A 16,835-nucleotide genomic window follows, 5' to 3' on the forward strand; every position below is an offset into this window, starting at 1 on the left:
ATAACTAGAAGGGTCGTTTTTTGTTTTAGATGCCTGATGTGTACTATGTGTTTTCTTTGAGGAGTATTCGCTGAAGAATAATAAGGGCTATTGCGGCAAGTATACCGAGAAGTCCCATAACAATCCAGTTGGCCATGTAGCCCCAGTGGGCAATAATTTCAAGTCCGGTTTTACCGCTTACAATATGAGCAAGGCTAAAAGTCATTGTATAGTAACCCATATATTGACCCTCGCTGCCACGGGGTGCGCGTTCCATTGCAAATCCGTTAGTTTTTTTTTTCAAGCAGAAGACGGCATACGAGATTATAGCCATGCTTATAATAAGTATTCCTACCCAGCCCTGAAATAGCAGTGCCAGATAGCTTACACCCATAAGTAATGCGCCGAGGGCTATAGGTTTTATCTTTTGAATTTTTTTACGCTCTATATAACCTACAATTGGCATTTCACACAGAAGTACTAACAATCCGTTGAAGGACATTAGGAGTCCTGTATGGAATTCAGATAGTCCGTATTGCTCTTTGTGGTACAGCGGGAGCGTAGTAAACAACTGGAAAAACACCATAGCACCAATAAAACTGCAAAACAGGAAAAGCCAAAATGGTTTGTCATTAGTAATAGATCTTGTATTTTCTATCGTCTCTGTTACATCTATTTCTTCTTTGGCTTTCTTTTTCTCTTTTACCAGTAACATAAAAACCAATATAGATGATATGCACGATATACCATCTGCCCAAAATAATCCTTTATATCCTATGCCTAAAATTATAAGTCCACCCAAAGCAGGCCCTGCCATAAAACCAAAATTCACCGCGAGTCTTACTAATGTAAATGCCCTTGTTCGGTTTTCCGGTTTAGCATATGTGCCCAATGAAACAAACATTGCAGGACGAAACATATCGGCAACAACCATTATGCTAAACATCGCAATACACAACGCGTAAAAAGTGGTTATATACTGAATAATAAAGAACGATGCTCCGCTAATAAGCATGCTGAAAACCATCACTTTATAGAAACCTATCTTATCTGATAGTTTACCTCCAATCCATGATCCTAACATCGAGCCTGCACCAAAGCAAACCATGATCCATCCAACTTGTCCGTAGGTAAAATTGAGATCTTCTTTAAGGTATTTTGAAAGAAAAGGAAACACCATTGTACCTGCACGGTTGATGAAGGTTATGATGGCAAGTATCCAAACCTCGCGGGAAAAACCACGAAAATTATTTATGTAGCGGGAAAATGATTGCTGGAGCATTTGTATAGGTTGGTTTGCTGCAAAGTTACAAATGTTAAGAGTTTGGTTTGTTTACAAAACATAAATAAATTCAGAAGGCAATCTATCTTATATTACCTATTTTTGTGGAAACACAATTGTATGAAAAAGTTTTTTATCATAGCCGCAGCACTTGTATTACACACAGCTTCGGCACAGGAATGCAGTAAAGAAAATTCTCTTAAATACCAACAGCAGCTTAATAAAGAGTATGCTAACCCAGAAGAATCGCCGCTAACTAAAAAGGATATTAAAAAATTTAAATCGCTTGATTTCTATCCAATAGATATGGCCTATTGTGTTGAAGCAAAGTTTGTGCGTACACCCGATGAAAAACCTTTCGCAATGCCAACTACGACCGATCGTAAACCAATGTATGTTAAGTTTGGTGAAGTTGTTTTTAACCTAAACGGAAAAGAACATAAGTTGGATGTATTTCAAAGCCTTGATCTTATAAAACTGGAGAAATACAAAAATGACCTGTTCCTTCCTTTTACCGATCTTACATCTGGCAACGGAAGCTATGGCGGTGGAAGGTATGTAGACCTGAAACAGCCTGCAGCTAATACTATTCTTATTGATTTTAATACAGCTTACAATCCGTACTGTGCGTACAACCATGTTTATTCGTGCCCTATACCGCCCGCACAAAACGACCTTAAGACAGAAATTAAAGCGGGAGTAAAAGAATATAAAAAGCATTAGTATATAAAACACAAATCCCCAAAGTGTATTTCATCTTTGGGGAATTTGCCCTCCTCATAGCGATTTGGGGTTAGGTAGGTCCGGTATTTTATAAAGCCAGGGCAGGTTCAGCATTTGCTGCTTCTTTTTCGGTAACTACATTTAATAATATAAATGATCTGTCCCCGGTATTCCCTGCCTGAATCTTTTTAAGATTTTCCAATGTTATTGTTCCTGTTATGTAGCCAAGCTCATTGTTTGTGTAAGCTTCCTCAATGGTAAGGAACTGTTGTTTAAAGGTATCGGCATCCTCTTTTTTATGCCTTAACAGTACTTTTAAATTTACGTTATCCGAAAGGATAAGGTTTTCCTGCTGTCTTATTTTCTTGTATTCATACCTGTAATTATAACTTAAGGCAGATATATCAGACAATACTGCTGAAGCTGTTGGGTGTGCACCTGCTCCTTTACCTACAAAGAACTGAGTGTCGGCAAAGCTTGTTTTGGTAAGCACGCCATTAAATACATCATCTACAGTATAAAGGCGTTCGTCCGGCGATACAAATTTAGGTATTACAAAAGCTGATAACTGACCGTCTGTTCCTTTAAATGCCTGTGCAATAAGTTTAATCTTAAGTCCTTTTTCACGTGCATATTTTAGTTCCAGGCTACCGATTCCGTCAATACCAATATTAAAGATATCAGCTGGTTTCGCGATGTAACCAAATGAATGCGCAAGAAGTATAAGCAGTTTGTATTTCGCATCAAATCCACCTGTGTCAAGTATCGGGTTGCTTTCTGCAAAACCTTTATCCTGTGCTTCTTTTAATGCCACCTCATACGATAGGTTTTCAGCAAAAGTCTTTGTCAGTATGTAATTGGTTGAACCATTTACAATACCTTCAATAGATTCCAAAAGGTCATTATCATAATACTCTTCAAGATTACGTATAATAGGCATACTTGCACAAGCTGCAGCTTCATATAATAACGGAACATTATATTTTTCCTGAAGTTCCAGTAATTCGGTAAAATGCTCTGCAATCATTTTTTTGTTAGCAGATACTACAGCTTTACCTCTTTTAAGTGCTTCAGATACAATTTCGAAAGCGGCATCGGCATCATCAATAAGTTCAACAACTACATTGATCTCTTCATCATTCAGGATATCATTTTTGTCGAAGGTAAAATTCTCAATACCAATCTCTCTTGGTTTGTTTTTATCCTTAACACAAATGTTTTTTATGTTAGCTTTAAGTCCGGGTGTTTTTTGCAGTACTTCGTAAAGTCCAAAGCCTACACATCCAAAACCATAAAGGCCTATATTTAAAGTTTTTCTTGACATAGCTAGAATATGTTATACAGCAGCAGTTGCGTTCTTGTTAGTACTTTGTTTTACCGCTGTTTCCAGCGCTTGTTTTAAGTCTGCAATAAGATCGTCGGCGTCTTCAAGACCAACAGATAAACGAATAAGGCTATCGGTAACACCAGAACTGTAACGTTTCTCTGTAGGGATAGATTTATGAGTCATCTCGCACGGTAGGCAACAAAGGCTTTTAACACCGCCAAGGCTTTCAGCAAGTTTGAATAGCTTAGTGTTGCTTACAATTGCAGAAGCAATTTCTTTATCGTCAATTACAAGGTCAAAAGCAATTACGCCACCAAAATATTTCTGTTGGCTTTTTGCAATTTCGTGGTTGTGGTGCGATGGCAATCCAGGATAGTAAACGTTCTTAATGAGTTTTTCTTCAAGAAGGAATTCAGCAATTTTCTGAGCGTTTTCAGCATGTTGCTTAATACGAAGCGTTAATGTTTCGATACCGCGGATAGCTAACCAGCTGTCAAATGGCCCCAGTATAGCACCTGATGCATTCTGGATGAACTTAATTTTGTCTCCTAATTCCTGAGTTGAAGTAACAACCAGACCTGCAATAATGTCGCTGTGTCCTGAAAGGTATTTTGTAGCACTGTGTACAACGATGTCAGCACCAAGGTCAATCGGTTTTTGAGCTGCAGGCGATGCAAATGTGTTGTCTACGCAAAGTAGAATGTTGTTTGCTTTTGCCGTAGCTGCAATAGCCCTGATGTCTGAAATTTTAAGTGTTGGGTTTGTTGGCGACTCGATCCAGATAAGTTTAGTTTTATCGGTAACGGCAGCAGCAACGTTTTCTGCATTCGTAGTATCTACATATTTAATGCTGATACCAAATTTCTGGTAAATATGGGTGAATAATCTAAACGCACCTCCGTAGATATCGTCTACAGCAATAACTTCGTCTCCTGCTTCAAGAAGTTTTATAACTGCATCAATTGCTGCAAGTCCGCTCGCAAAAGCGTAACCGTTTGTACCGTTTTCAAGTTTTGCAATAATGTCTTCAAGAACTTTACGGGTTGGGTTATTGCTTCGTGCATAATCATATCCTTTATGAACACCGGGAGCGTCCTGAACGAATGTAGATGTTTGATAAATTGGAGTAGAGATTGAACCTGTTAATGGATCTACCGGAATGCTGTGTAAGATTTGAGTTGACTCTTTCATTTTGTTTTCTAATTTTAGTTTGTAAATTTTCTTTGTCAGTAAAAAACATCCTAAAACCAGTTATCGAAAGAGCATAAAATAAAAAATGCTCTCCCGATAAGTCAGAAGAGCATATAATATTTTTGAGTATTATGTACATTTTCTAAGCTTATCTTTCCGCTGCCATGCAGAGGTTGAATGTGGCACCTTATCATGCAAAAGCATGGCAGGTTGCCAAGACGTCATAGGGTCAAATCCCTCGGTCTTTCTGGATAAGAATAATTTTTTAAAGAACTTGCAGCAAAGGTACGGTACAATAAAATTAAAAACCAAATAAAATTTTATTTATTTTTTAAAGTATTGATTTTTAATAATTTGAAAACGTATTTTTTACTTGTAAATCTGCGAAAGCGTAATAATTACAATGGCAGTCAGTGCTAAAAAGAGTCCGAAATAATTTAGTTTTGTCACTTTTTCTTTAAAAATGATGATGCCGGCTAAGCTTCCGAGTATAATTACACCCATGTTCATAGCAGCGAAAACCGTAGATGGATTTTCGGCAAATGCCTTATGTGCTTTCAGGTAGAAAAGTATATTCCCGAAATTAAAAATACCAATCAACGCCCCAAACGCAAGGTTAACAACACCAAATTTTTGCTTTCCGGAGACAATCTGAATGGTAGCTGCTATAGCACTTACTACTAACGATCCGCAAAAAACAATGAACAATGATGTAGTGTAGGCTAATGTTGTATAGAGAGCGATCTGTTTAAAAAGAATGTCTACAATTCCAAAGCCGATAAGTACAATGGCAGGGTATATCCAGTTGTTGCTTTTGTTAGTATCCTGCCTGGAAAGGATCATCAAAATAGCAGGGAAACCCACACAAAGCCCTATGATTTTTAGCGTATTGAAATCTTCTTTAAAAATGAACCATGCCGCCAGTATAGGAATAAATAATGAGAGGCGTTGGGCGGTATCTGTCTTAACAATTCCCATGTGTTTTATAGATAACGCCAGAAACAAAAAGATAGAGGGCATCAGCAGCATTAAAGGTGCATAAATAGCCCATGGAGAAGATGTGTTAACTTCGCTGGTATCAGGGCTAAAAAAGAGATAACATAGCAGTATCGCGAAAACATAATTCCACGTAACCACTTGCGGAATAGTAACATTATAGCGTCTTGATATTTTAAATAGTATTCCAACTGCTACACTGCAGCATATACTTAGTAGTAAAAACAGCATTGATTATATTTTTTGTAGAGCAAAAGTAATCTTTTACCATATTCACCCAAGCCTGTACTATACTTCTTTTTGTATATTTGGTTTATAATCATTTGCAATGCATAAGCCTAATATACAAACTATCATACCACAGTTGCCTTCTCTGGATTTTGAGGTTTCTAAGCAGTTTTATGTCGAAATCCTAAACTGTATTCTTGTAGAGGAATTTCTTGATCTGCTTATTTTTTTCATAGATGACATTGAATTTCATTTATGGAAATGTGAGGATAAAAACATACCTGAAAACTCCAGTATCTATTTGCACGTAAATGAGATAGACCTGCTGTTTGAATATTACCAGCAAAAGCTTTTCGGAAAGATTGAAATAAGCGACAGGCCTTGGGGTATGCGTGAATTTTATATTACAGATCCCAGTGGCAACCTGCTTAAATTCGGACAAAAAATACAAAACTAAATGAAGAAGTTTTTACTGTGCTTAGCGTTGTTATCTGTTATTTTCTGCTATTCACAGGAAGACGCCTTGGTATATTTTAAAGATAAGCCCGATGCCGAATTTTATTTAGCCAATCCGTTGGAGATGCTTTCGCAGAAAGCTCTGAATAGAAGGGAAAAGCAAGGTATTTCTTTAGATGATAAAGATGTTCCTGTTGCATCACAATATGTTGATACTATTTCATCTACCGAAGGGATTACTGTAATGGCAAAGTCGAAATGGTTTAATGCCTTACATATCCGCGGCAGCATAGAAGCTATTACCTCGCTTAAAAATTTATCTTTCGTAAGTGGTATTGATTTTGCTGATAAAACGTTAAATATTAATGGCAGGGTCAGTATTACAAAAATGCAACATGATGCTGCTGAAAACCTTGAACCGGAGATTGTTTTTGATTATGGAAATTCGGCTAACCAGGTACAAATGCTTAACGGTCATTTACTGCACCAACAAAATTTTACGGGAAAAGGAATGTCTATCGCCGTGCTCGATGCCGGATTTCCCAATGTAGACGTAACTGATCCTTTTAAACGATTGCGCGAGAATAACCAGATTAAAGGCGGGTACAATCTTGTAAACCGAAGTGATAACTTTTACACGGGAGGAACGCACGGAACTATGGTTCTTTCTACCATGGGCGGTTATGTAGATGGCAGACTGGTAGGGACAGCGCCCGATGCTTCGTACTACTTATTCGTGACCGAAGATACCACAAGTGAAAACCCCGTTGAGGAATCGTATTGGGTTGAGGCTGCTGAAATGGCAGACAGCCTTGGTGTAGATGTAATAAATACTTCGTTAGGCTATTTTATATATGATAACGTAAGGTATGACCATACCTACGAACAAATGAACGGAGAAACAGCTTTTATAAGCCGTGGTGCCAATGTTGCTGCTACCCGGGGAATATTATGTGTAGTTTCTGCGGGTAACTCTGCGGCTACAGCGAATCCATACATCAGCGCACCGGCAGATGCACTGGGAGTACTTACCGTAGGTTCTGTAGATGCTAACAGGAATTACTCCAGTTTTAGTTCTATTGGCCCGTCATTCGACGGAAGGGTAAAACCTGATGTCATGGCAAGGGGTTCTCAGGCCACAATTGCTACTGTTGACGGAGATATTGGCGCAAATAGCGGAACATCGTTTTCAGGCCCCATTACAAGCGGACTTGTAGCTTGCCTGTGGCAGGCACTTCCGGAGAAAACCAATGTCGAATTAATAGATATTATACGTCAGTCAGCTGACAGGTATAATGCACCAACGCCACAATATGGCTACGGTATTCCCGATTTTAATGAGGCACTAAAAAGCGGTTGGAGCAGTACTGTTGAAGAAATTAAATTTACAGTATACCCAAATCCTGCCGATGACAATTTATACTTCCTTTTCCCTGATAAAGTAACCAATGCCACTGTGTTTATATTTAATAGCATTGGGCAGAAAGTTATAGACCAAAGTGTTTCAGTAACAGATACTTTTCTTGATATATCGGGTTTAGCAACCGGGGTATACAGTTACAGGATCGAGGCTTTAGGCATAAATCAAAAAGGGAGGATAGTAAAGAATTAATATGAGAAAGTACTTTTCGTTTTTCATTTTATTGACATTTTTTTCATGTGTCAGAAAATCCGATACATCAGCAGAACTGATTTTAGGTAATTGGGTAGAGGTAAAAAAGAAACCCGGCAAAAATGATATTGATTTGCCCCCACCGCCAGGTAATGATACTATCGGTTACGAGTTTAAACAAAATGGGATTTGCGAGTTTAAAAATGGGTATTACGACTGGAATAAATTTTATAATGACACTGTCACGGACAAGGAAACTAGAGTAATTCAATATCTTGGAGCAGAAACCCAATATAAAATATCGAAGAAAAGCTTAAGAATATTTAACCTTGCCAGTAAAAAATGGGATGCTTTCGGTATTAGTAAAATTACTAAGGACACCCTCATATTAAAGAATTATAAAGGCTTAATAACCTTTTCAAAAAATATATATAATACGTCTAAAGTTCCAGATTTTGATGCGATTATAGTTTCTTCTTCGTCTTGTTATGGCGCATGTCCTGCCAATGAAATCATAATATCAAAAAAAGGTGACGTACTTTATAAGGGAAATTTCTATGTTGAAAAAAAAGGTTGGTATACGTCAAAAATAGCGCAATCTCAGTTTAAGGAGATTTCAGAAAGATTTCAGAAAGCCAATTATATAGTGCTTAAAGATGATTACTACACCACGGTAACTGACAACCGTAGTGTTTCTGTTTCTTTTATAAAAAATGGTAAAATTTTTAAAACGATTGAAGATTATGCTGATTCTGCACCTAAAGAATTAATATGGGCTTATGTTCCTGTAATAATGCTGGCGCAAAAGCTAGATCTAAAGCCTAAGCAAGTTACTCCTTTTCTCAGTAATACTATTTTCAATTCAAGTTTAACTACGGGCGATAATTTAAAATCGATGGAGTTAACTGCTTCTGAAGGATTTTATCTCGTGTCACTCTTGCTGGATGCAAAAGTTACTAATGCAACATTCAATGATAATTATAACTGGTCTTACACTACACCCGCAGTTACAAAAATTACTACTGACGGAAGGTATTACAAGATTCGTTATATAGATGACAAAATCGAAATTAGAGATATAGGCTTTAATTTTATAACCGAAAACAAACTAAAGAACAAACTCGAAACCATAAAGAACTAATGAACAGAATTACTCAACTTTTTAATATTAAATATCCCATAATACAGGCGGGAATGATATGGGCAAGCGGATATAAACTGGCAAGTGCGGTTAGCAACGCTGGGGGACTTGGTATAATTGGTGCAGGCTCTATGTACCCGGATGTACTCCGTGAGCACATACAGAAATGCAAGAAAGCAACAGATAAGCCTTTTGCAGTTAATGTACCTATGCTATATCCAAATATTGAAGAGATAATGAATATTATAGTAGAAGAAGGTGTTAAGATCGTTTTTACTTCTGCCGGAAATCCTAAAACATGGACAGCTTTTTTAAAAGAAAAAGGCATCACCGTTGTACATGTGGTAAGTAGCGTGAAATTTGCACTTAAAGCTCAGGAAGCTGGTGTTGATGCTGTTGTTGCCGAAGGTTTTGAAGCCGGAGGACACAATGGGCGTGAGGAGACTACCACGTTCACACTTATCCCTATGGTTAAAGAAAAACTGGATGTACCGCTTATTGCCGCAGGTGGTATTGCAACAGGCGAGGGCATGCTTGCTGCTATGGTTTTAGGTGCTGACGGTGTGCAGATAGGCAGCCGTTTTGCTGCCTCTGTAGAATCATCATCGCATGAAAAATTTAAGCAGGCAATTGTTGATGCGCAGGATGGCGATACACATGTTACGTTAAAAGAACTGGCTCCGGTGCGTCTTATCAAAAATAAGTTTTTTCACGATGTAGTGGCGCTATATGCCAATGCGCCAACTGTCGACGATCTTAAGACACTATTGGGCCGAGCAAGGGCAAAAAAAGGTATGTTTGAAGGAGATCTTGACGAAGGTGAGCTAGAGATTGGGCAGATAGCGGGTATCATTCACGATATAAAACCGGCGGGCGATATTCTTCATGAAATTATCTCCGATTTTGAAAGAGCAAAACAAAAAGCAACAAATTTATAAATTCAAATCCCAACTAATCTAGTTGGGATTTTTTTATTTGTTTACTACTATATATAGAAGTTCGCTGTCAAAGATTGCTGCGGGTGAAATTACCTTTTCATGTTTTGGAATAGTATTGCCATAACGTTCTTTAAGTTTAGCTTTTACGGCTGGGTTAGAAAGATCAAAATCGGCTAATTCTTCAAGTTTACCGATTTCCAGACCCGTTCCTTCTTTGTAAATTTTCCAGATCAATTCTGAACAGTATATTCTGTCGTCACTCCATTCAAAGTAAAGGTCATAATTTTTGCCTGTCATTCTCTTTCCTGCCGCCTGCATTTTTTTCAAGTTATCGGCGGTCAGTACTTTATCATTTTTAAGGCGCTTTACTACGTAATGGCTGTCCTTACCTCGAGCAATCCAGTCGGCAAGTGGTGTTTTCTGTACAGGTTGCATTGCTTCAAAAACATAATATTTCCCATCGTCAAGAAAGATCAGACCACAATGCGAAAATTTAGATTTGGTAGCCAGTTGTATTGCCTGGCTTTGCGCCGATTGCGATGTCTGAAAAATCAGGTCGCCATTCTGTAGGCTTTTAGTATTTACAGGATCTTTTTGACAGCTGATAAATAAAATAGCTATTAAAATTGTCAGAATACTAATTCTCATTTTTTTGATGTTTGAATTTTTGACCTATTTTAAATGCTGAATAGGTTACCAGAATAACCATGGCAAATTGAATTATAGCCATATTAGTAGTGCTCGTAATTGGATAATTATACTTTAGTTCTTTTGATGAAATATCAGGGGTGACATATTGATTGTTTACTATCATCAGAAATGAAAAGGCAACAATAAGAACCTGTACGAGACCTAAAAATAAAATATTTGCTATTTTGTTGTATTTAAATGTAGAATACAAATACCAACTAGTATAAATTATTATGCTGAAAAATATTGTAAGTGCAAGTACGAAATATAAAGGACTTAATACAAAGTAGGTATCATGTATGTTTATATCTATGCTGTTTTCTTTAAATGCCTTAAAACCAAATGCGAAAATGGTCAACAGTATTGAAAGTAGTAATGGTGAAAATAGTAAGATATATTTTTTAAATGTTTTCATTTGTCGTTAAGAAATATCCTTCAAATATAAAAAAAGGCGCTAATAAAGCGCCTTCATTCAGAATTAAAATATATTAAAATTTATTTTCTACTTCTGCCGCTTCCAGCATGAGGTAATGCAGGTCGGTATTTTTAACGAATGGTTTTAGCAGATTGCTTCCCGGGCCAAACATTGCCAGTTCAACATAGTCTGCTGAGTGATCCATGCTTATCCATCCAACAGAATTGCTCTTTTGCTGAATCTGTGAGAATGCTTTAAACGGAACCTTTTTGTAATTATACAGTCCGCCTTCTTCTTTATGTAATCCATCGTAATAGGTCAGGATGGTTTTTGCATCTTCTTCAGACAGTGTAGTTTTATTGGCACTTTCAACAATTTCACGTACCTGCGCAACTGTATTGTTTGGCTTAATAGTATTCAAGATCCACTCGTTAGTGTGTGTGTATTTCTGAATGCTGTCAAAATTATTGTTGGCATCTTTACCATAAATAACACCCGGATTGGCATTACCATGATCGGTAGTTATCACAACCAGTGTATTGCCATCTTTCTCTGCGAAATCTATAGCCACTTTAATAGCTTCATCAAATGCCGCCTGATCGTAAAGTAATGCAGCAATATCGTTAGCATGAGCACCCCAGTCTACCTTACCGCCTTCAATTTGCAGCACAAAGCCATTTTTATGGTTCTTCATACGATCAATAGCTTTTTGAGCCATTTCTGCAAGGGTAGGGGTGTTTTCAGAAAGTTGTTTATCATTTAACCTGTCAATGCTATACGGAAGTCCGTCATCAGCAAAAACGCCAAGGATCGGCTTAGTAATATCGGCAGCCATCATTTCCTTACGGTTACGCGCAACTTGCCATCCTTTGTTTTTATAATAGGTGTAAACATCTTTTTTGTCCTTACGCAGTTCGGGGCTAAAATAGTTGTTACCACCGCCCATCATAATATCAAAACCAAGGTCGGGATATTGCTCTGCAATTTCTTCCTGGGCATTTCGGCTTTTGCTGTTTACACAAAAACCAGATGGAGTAGCGTGTGTAATAGGTACAGTAGTAACACAGCCCGCCATTTTACCGGCTTTCTTGAATTTTTGCCAGATAGGCATGTTTACTTCACCTTTAGGTCCGATGTTTAGCGATCCGTTATTTACGCGTGCGCCGCCGCCCCATGATGAGCTTGCAGCGGAAGAATCGGTAACAATAGAGCTGGCAGAAGCAGTATCCATTAATGCGCGGCTAACGCGCTGGTCTTTATATAACTGAAGCCAGTTAGAACCTTTACCTGTTTTTCTGCTAAGGTATAGGTCGGCCATGTTTAGGGTGCCGTTACTCATACCGTCGCTAACCATAAATATTATATTTTTGGCCTTTTTGTTTTTATTTAAACTATTTATGTCGAGTACATTGGCAGTGCTTTCAAATGGATTTATAAGTGTTGCGCCAAGTGTAAAAAGTGATCCGTTCCTAAAAAACTTTCTCCTGTTCATTGTAAATTAAGTTAGATTTCCAAAGGTAAAAAACTACAGCAAACCAACAGCAAAGGCAATATTATTTAAGCGTTATTTATTACGAAATGCTTTTTTGATATAGTTCATCTTTTATCGTTTATGAAAGAAAATTTTTATATTTGAATAACCAACAATCTCAATATGAAACTTTCAACTATTATTACCGCTTTGTCATTTACATTGTTTACTCTATCAAATTTATCTGCGCAGGAGAGTGAACCAGACGGAATTTTCACACCGGGAACTACCCAAACCATGAAGGCTATTAATGTAACACCAGTTTGCTGGGTGAACACTTCAAATGAATTTAATGCATATATTCCCGGAGAAACCCCAATATTATTAACGATTCAGAATGAAAAGAAACCGGATCTTGGTATGCTCCCCGAATTTAAAACGGTTTTTATGACAGCTTACTGCTTTGTACTTACTTCAGCAGACGATAAGCGCTATTATTTTGGCGTTGAAAGTAAAGAAGAAAAGCAAATGAACGAAATCCTTAAGAACTTGGGCAGTGAATTTATAAAAGCTGATTACGGTTACGGTTTTGCAAAACATACTGTGAAAGATAAAAGCCTTGAAAAGCTAAAGGCGGCTAAAAGTGTGTATGATATATTAGGAAAGGATTGAGATAAAAAAAAACCGCACTTTTCAGCGCGGTCTAAATAACTAAAAACAATTATTGTAATATAACTTATACAGTTACGGCTACAGGCGTAGGTGTTGCAGCAGGCTCAAATTCCATGATAACTTGGTTGCGGATAATGTCTTCAAAAGTTTCACGCTCCCTTATAACGTGGCCTTTGCCTTCGTACCAAAGTATTTCGGCAGGGCGTACGCGCGAGTTGTAATTGCTGCTCATAGAGAAGCAATATGCTCCTGCGTTGCGGAAACTTAATATATCACCTTCTTTAATTTCTGCAATACGTCGGTTGCTTGCAAATGTATCTGTCTCGCAGATATAACCTACAACAGAGTAGAAACGCTCTTTACCTTTAGGGTTAGAGATGTTTTCTATATGATGGTGCGAACCATAGAACATTGGGCGTATAAGGTGATTGAAGCCACTGTCAATTCCTGCAAATACGGTAGAAGTAGTTTGTTTAACTACATTTACTTTAGCAAGGAAAAATCCAGCTTCGCTCACAAGGAATTTACCCGGCTCAAATGTTAGTGTAAGGTCGCGGCCATATTCGGCACAGAAAGCATTAAAACGTTTGGTAAGTTTTTTACCAAGCTCTTCAACGTCTGTCTGAATATCGTCTTTTTTGTACGGAACTTTAAATCCGCTTCCAAAATCAAGGAATTCAAGATCTTTAAAATGTGCAGCCGTTTCAAATAGTATTTCGGCAGCATAAAGGAAAACTTCAATATCAAGTATATCAGAACCTGTATGCATATGTATACCGTTAATGTTCATGCCTGTATTTTCTACAATACGAAGCAGGTGCGGCATCTGGTGGATAGAAATACCAAATTTGCTATCGATATGCCCAACAGATATATTACTGTTTCCTCCCGCCATTACGTGTGGATTGATACGTATACATACAGGAGTAGCAGGGTGTTTAGCTCCAAACTGCTCAAGGAAAGACAGATTGTCTATATTGATTTGTACACCAAGTGCAGCAACAGCCTCAATTTCCTCCATAGATACACCATTTGGCGTATATATAATCATATCAGGCGAGTATCCTGCGAGTAATCCTAATTGTACTTCTTCATAAGAAACAGTATCAAGGCCAGAACCAAGTTGTTTCAGAAGCTTAAGTATAGATATATTTGATAACGCCTTTACAGCGTAGTTTATCCTTAAATGATTTACCTTAGAAAAAGCCTTTTCAAGCCTTTGGTATTGAGATTGTATTTTTGCCGCATCATACACATATAGCGGCCCTCCGAATTCGTCTACTAATTGTAGTAACTGTTTTGTATCCATCGTCGATCTTCTCTTTAATAAGATACAAAAATAAGCACCCTTAACTACTTAAAAAAGTAAATGACAGAAGATTAACAAAATATAACAAAATGTTATAAATATAACAAGTGTTTAATGAATCTTAAATCAAAATAACAATCAACTATTAGTTGAGGTGATTATCTGATGTTTGCTAGTTGCTTTTTACAAAGGTAAGTTTATGACCATCTACATATCTCAGGTCAAGTACCAATTTTCCGGTAGTGTCAATACTGTAGCATCCAAGTTTAGAATCATCAACTTTCATCGATTCTTTGCACTGCGATGATTCTGATTCAACGGTTACAAGATAATTGTAAGTACCACTTTCAAAACCATCATATACGGTATCGTCCTGGTTGTTATTATTCACTACAACTGTTCCATCGCCCTTAAATGTCCATGTAATGGCATTATCATTAAAATTGTGATTAACATCGGTCCATCCGCCACCTGATACATTAGAGAGGGACCAGGTATCTTCCAAGCCTTGCGCAACAGTTTGTTTATTGTCATCATCGTTGCTGCAGCTACTTAGTGTTAGTACAACAGTCATCATTGAAAATAGAATTTTTTTCATGGTTTTATTTTTATTTGTTGGTTTAAAATAAAATCCGGATAAGCCTAAAGTGGCATTTATGAGTTGCTCTAAAGGCATCCCGGAATAAGTTAATAAAGCATTTGCTATAGTAAGGTAACAGGCTAATCTGCATTAGCTTCATTGCTGCGACCCAAATATATAATGGTAAGCGCAATGGTTGTTACAAAGCATAAAACACTTTTCATAATAATTACATTTGATGCGTAAGTTGTTAAATAGAACGGTCTGTACTACTTAGATGTTTAAATGTTAAAAAGGTTGCGTTATATTGTGTTAACTATTGGCTATTTTAACATTTAGTGACTCTATTCCCTTTGGCTTTGATAATAATAAAATTTACAAACATTTTAAATTGACATAATACCCATTTGTAAAGTTTAAACATGCTTATAATTGTAGTGAGAAAAAATTAAAAATACTTATGGTCGTTGGATGTATTTTGCTATTTTTGTTCCACTTTTAATAAGATAAATGCAATACTTATGAATTTACACGAATATCAGGGAAAAGAAATACTGGCCAGCCACGGCGTACGCGTTCAGCGTGGTATCGTAGCTAACAGTCCTGCTGAAGCGGTTGCAGCTGCAAAACAGCTTACTGCTGAGACAGGTACAGGATGGCATGTTGTTAAAGCACAGATACACGCAGGTGGACGCGGAAAAGGCGGAGGTGTTAAGCTTGCTAAAAACCTTCAGCAGGTAGAAGAGATTGCGGGACAGATAATAGGTATGGACCTTATTACACCACAAACTCCTCCTACAGGTAAAAGAGTACACAAGGTACTTATTGCTGAGGACGTATACTACCCTGGAGAAAGTGAAACTTCAGAATTCTATATGTCTGTTCTATTGAACAGGGGTAAAGGTCGTAACATGATCATGTATTCTACCGAAGGTGGTATGGATATTGAAGAAGTTGCTGAGCACACACCACACCTTATCTTCACTGAAGAAATTGATCCGGCTGTAGGTCTTCAGGGCTTTCAGGCAAGAAGGATTGCTTTCAACCTTGGTTTATCAGGTAATGCATTCAAAGAAATGACATCTTTTGTTGCTTCTCTATACAATGCTTACATAGACAGCGATGCTTCTATGTTCGAGATCAACCCGGTGCTTAAAACATCAGACAATAAAATTATGGCTGTAGATGCTAAAGTTGTTCTTGACGACAATGCACTTTACAGACAGAAAAAATATGCCGACATGCGCGACATCCGTGAGGAGAATCCAATTGAGGTTGAGGCTAAAGAAGTTGGTCTTAACTATGTGGATCTTGACGGTACTGTAGGTTGTATGGTAAACGGTGCTGGTCTTGCTATGGCAACTATGGACCTTATTAAATATGCAGGTTTTGAGCCGGCTAACTTCCTTGACGTCGGTGGTACTGCTGATGCTAAACGTGTTGAAACTGCGTTCCGTATTATCCTTAAAGATCCTAACGTAAAAGCAATCCTTATTAACATTTTTGGTGGTATTGTTCGTTGCGACCGTGTTGCACAAGGTGTTGTAGACGCTTACAAAAACATGGGAGACACTATTAATGTGCCTATCATTGTGCGTTTACAAGGTACTAATGCAGATATCGCTAAAGAACTTATCGATAACTCAGGTATGCCAATTCTTTCTGCTACATTGTTCCAGGAAGCTGCAGACCAGGTTAAAGCTGCACTTAGCTAGTATACAAAATATCTTATATATTAATCCCGTCCGCATTGCGCGGATGGGATTTTTGTTTTCTTATGATTTGGGTGTGATTTATCATTTAAAATTTCAATTAATATGACTAT

General features: G+C 37.6%; 16 protein-coding genes and 1 other annotated feature. Of the genes, 7 read left to right on the forward strand and 9 right to left on the reverse strand.

From position 1 onward, the window contains the following. Nucleotides 1-43: 43 nt before the first annotated feature. Nucleotides 44-1,261 (reverse strand): MFS transporter, encoded by a 1,218-nt coding sequence (locus ALW18_00115; protein ID AOE51057.1) that lies wholly within the window; start codon nucleotides 1,259-1,261, stop codon nucleotides 44-46. Nucleotides 1,262-1,396: 135 nt separating this feature from the next. Between ALW18_00115 and ALW18_00120 the strand changes: the two genes are divergently transcribed. After that, nucleotides 1,397-1,984 carry a hypothetical protein gene (locus ALW18_00120; GenBank protein ID AOE54255.1) on the forward strand — a complete coding sequence of 196 codons (588 nt, stop codon included), beginning with the start codon at nucleotides 1,397-1,399 and terminating at the stop codon, nucleotides 1,982-1,984. A gap of 88 nt (nucleotides 1,985-2,072) precedes the next feature. Here the strand turns inward: ALW18_00120 and ALW18_00125 are convergent, their stop codons facing one another. The 3 genes from ALW18_00125 to ALW18_00135 all read right to left on the reverse strand — a co-directional run bounded on the left by ALW18_00125 (nucleotide 2,073) and on the right by ALW18_00135 (nucleotide 5,729). Further along, complete coding sequence (locus ALW18_00125) at nucleotides 2,073-3,308, reverse strand: homoserine dehydrogenase (GenBank protein ID AOE51058.1); 1,236 nt, start codon at nucleotides 3,306-3,308, stop codon at nucleotides 2,073-2,075. 12 nt (nucleotides 3,309-3,320) lie between these two features. Next, entirely contained in the window at nucleotides 3,321-4,502 is a 1,182-nt protein-coding gene (locus ALW18_00130; GenBank protein ID AOE51059.1) for a cystathionine beta-lyase, read from the reverse strand. Nucleotides 4,503-4,647: 145 nt separating this feature from the next. Then, nucleotides 4,648-4,760 (reverse strand) — a binding site (SAM riboswitch). A 111-nt stretch (nucleotides 4,761-4,871) separates the two neighbouring features. After that, nucleotides 4,872-5,729: a transporter gene (locus ALW18_00135; GenBank protein AOE51060.1), complete on the reverse strand. Its 858-nt coding sequence runs from the start codon at nucleotides 5,727-5,729 to the stop codon at nucleotides 4,872-4,874. A 97-nt stretch (nucleotides 5,730-5,826) separates the two neighbouring features. Here ALW18_00135 and ALW18_00140 point away from each other — a divergent pair, with 97 nt between their 5' ends. Genes ALW18_00140 through ALW18_00155 form a run of 4 tightly spaced genes read left to right on the forward strand, consistent with a single transcriptional unit; the run spans nucleotide 5,827 to nucleotide 9,873 of the window. After that, nucleotides 5,827-6,183: a hypothetical protein gene (locus ALW18_00140; GenBank protein ID AOE51061.1), complete on the forward strand. Its 357-nt coding sequence runs from the start codon at nucleotides 5,827-5,829 to the stop codon at nucleotides 6,181-6,183. Beyond that, on the forward strand, nucleotides 6,184-7,794 hold the full coding sequence (locus ALW18_00145; protein ID AOE51062.1) for a peptidase S8: 1,611 nt from the start codon (nucleotides 6,184-6,186) through the stop codon (nucleotides 7,792-7,794). It begins immediately after the preceding gene. A gap of 31 nt (nucleotides 7,795-7,825) precedes the next feature. After that, nucleotides 7,826-8,935, forward strand: coding sequence for a hypothetical protein (locus ALW18_00150; protein ID AOE51063.1), 1,110 nt, complete (start codon nucleotides 7,826-7,828; stop codon nucleotides 8,933-8,935). Then, nucleotides 8,935-9,873 carry a 2-nitropropane dioxygenase gene (locus tag ALW18_00155; protein AOE51064.1) on the forward strand — a complete coding sequence of 313 codons (939 nt, stop codon included), beginning with the start codon at nucleotides 8,935-8,937 and terminating at the stop codon, nucleotides 9,871-9,873. Before ALW18_00150 ends, ALW18_00155 begins: the two co-directional genes overlap by 1 nt. 33 nt (nucleotides 9,874-9,906) lie before the next feature. On the opposite strand, the gene ALW18_00160 is transcribed toward ALW18_00155, so the two are convergent. From ALW18_00160 to ALW18_00170, 3 genes are all read right to left on the reverse strand, one after another. Next, complete coding sequence (locus ALW18_00160) at nucleotides 9,907-10,509, reverse strand: peptidoglycan peptidase (protein AOE54256.1); 603 nt, start codon at nucleotides 10,507-10,509, stop codon at nucleotides 9,907-9,909. A gap of 1 nt (nucleotide 10,510) precedes the next feature. After that, entirely contained in the window at nucleotides 10,511-10,978 is a 468-nt protein-coding gene (locus ALW18_00165; protein ID AOE51065.1) for a hypothetical protein, read from the reverse strand. A 73-nt stretch (nucleotides 10,979-11,051) separates the two neighbouring features. Further along, nucleotides 11,052-12,470 carry an alkaline phosphatase gene (locus ALW18_00170; protein ID AOE51066.1) on the reverse strand — a complete coding sequence of 473 codons (1,419 nt, stop codon included), beginning with the start codon at nucleotides 12,468-12,470 and terminating at the stop codon, nucleotides 11,052-11,054. Between the two features lie 162 nt (nucleotides 12,471-12,632). Here ALW18_00170 and ALW18_00175 point away from each other — a divergent pair, with 162 nt between their 5' ends. Then, nucleotides 12,633-13,121, forward strand: a complete 489-nt coding sequence (locus ALW18_00175; GenBank protein ID AOE51067.1) for a hypothetical protein — start codon at nucleotides 12,633-12,635, stop codon at nucleotides 13,119-13,121. Nucleotides 13,122-13,185: 64 nt separating this feature from the next. On the opposite strand, the gene ALW18_00180 is transcribed toward ALW18_00175, so the two are convergent. Both ALW18_00180 and ALW18_00185 read right to left on the reverse strand, forming a co-directional pair. After that, entirely contained in the window at nucleotides 13,186-14,430 is a 1,245-nt protein-coding gene (locus ALW18_00180; GenBank protein ID AOE51068.1) for a diaminopimelate decarboxylase, read from the reverse strand. A 172-nt stretch (nucleotides 14,431-14,602) separates the two neighbouring features. Continuing rightward, nucleotides 14,603-15,106, reverse strand: a complete 504-nt coding sequence (locus ALW18_00185; GenBank protein AOE51069.1) for a hypothetical protein — start codon at nucleotides 15,104-15,106, stop codon at nucleotides 14,603-14,605. A gap of 425 nt (nucleotides 15,107-15,531) precedes the next feature. Here ALW18_00185 and sucC point away from each other — a divergent pair, with 425 nt between their 5' ends. Next, nucleotides 15,532-16,725 carry a succinyl-CoA synthetase subunit beta gene (gene sucC / locus ALW18_00190; GenBank protein AOE51070.1) on the forward strand — a complete coding sequence of 398 codons (1,194 nt, stop codon included), beginning with the start codon at nucleotides 15,532-15,534 and terminating at the stop codon, nucleotides 16,723-16,725. Nucleotides 16,726-16,835 lie beyond the last annotated feature (110 nt).

The sequence above is a fragment of the Flavobacterium psychrophilum genome, assembly GCA_001708385.1.
In the GTDB taxonomy this organism is placed as follows: Bacteria; Bacteroidota; Bacteroidia; order Flavobacteriales; family Flavobacteriaceae; genus Flavobacterium; species Flavobacterium psychrophilum_A.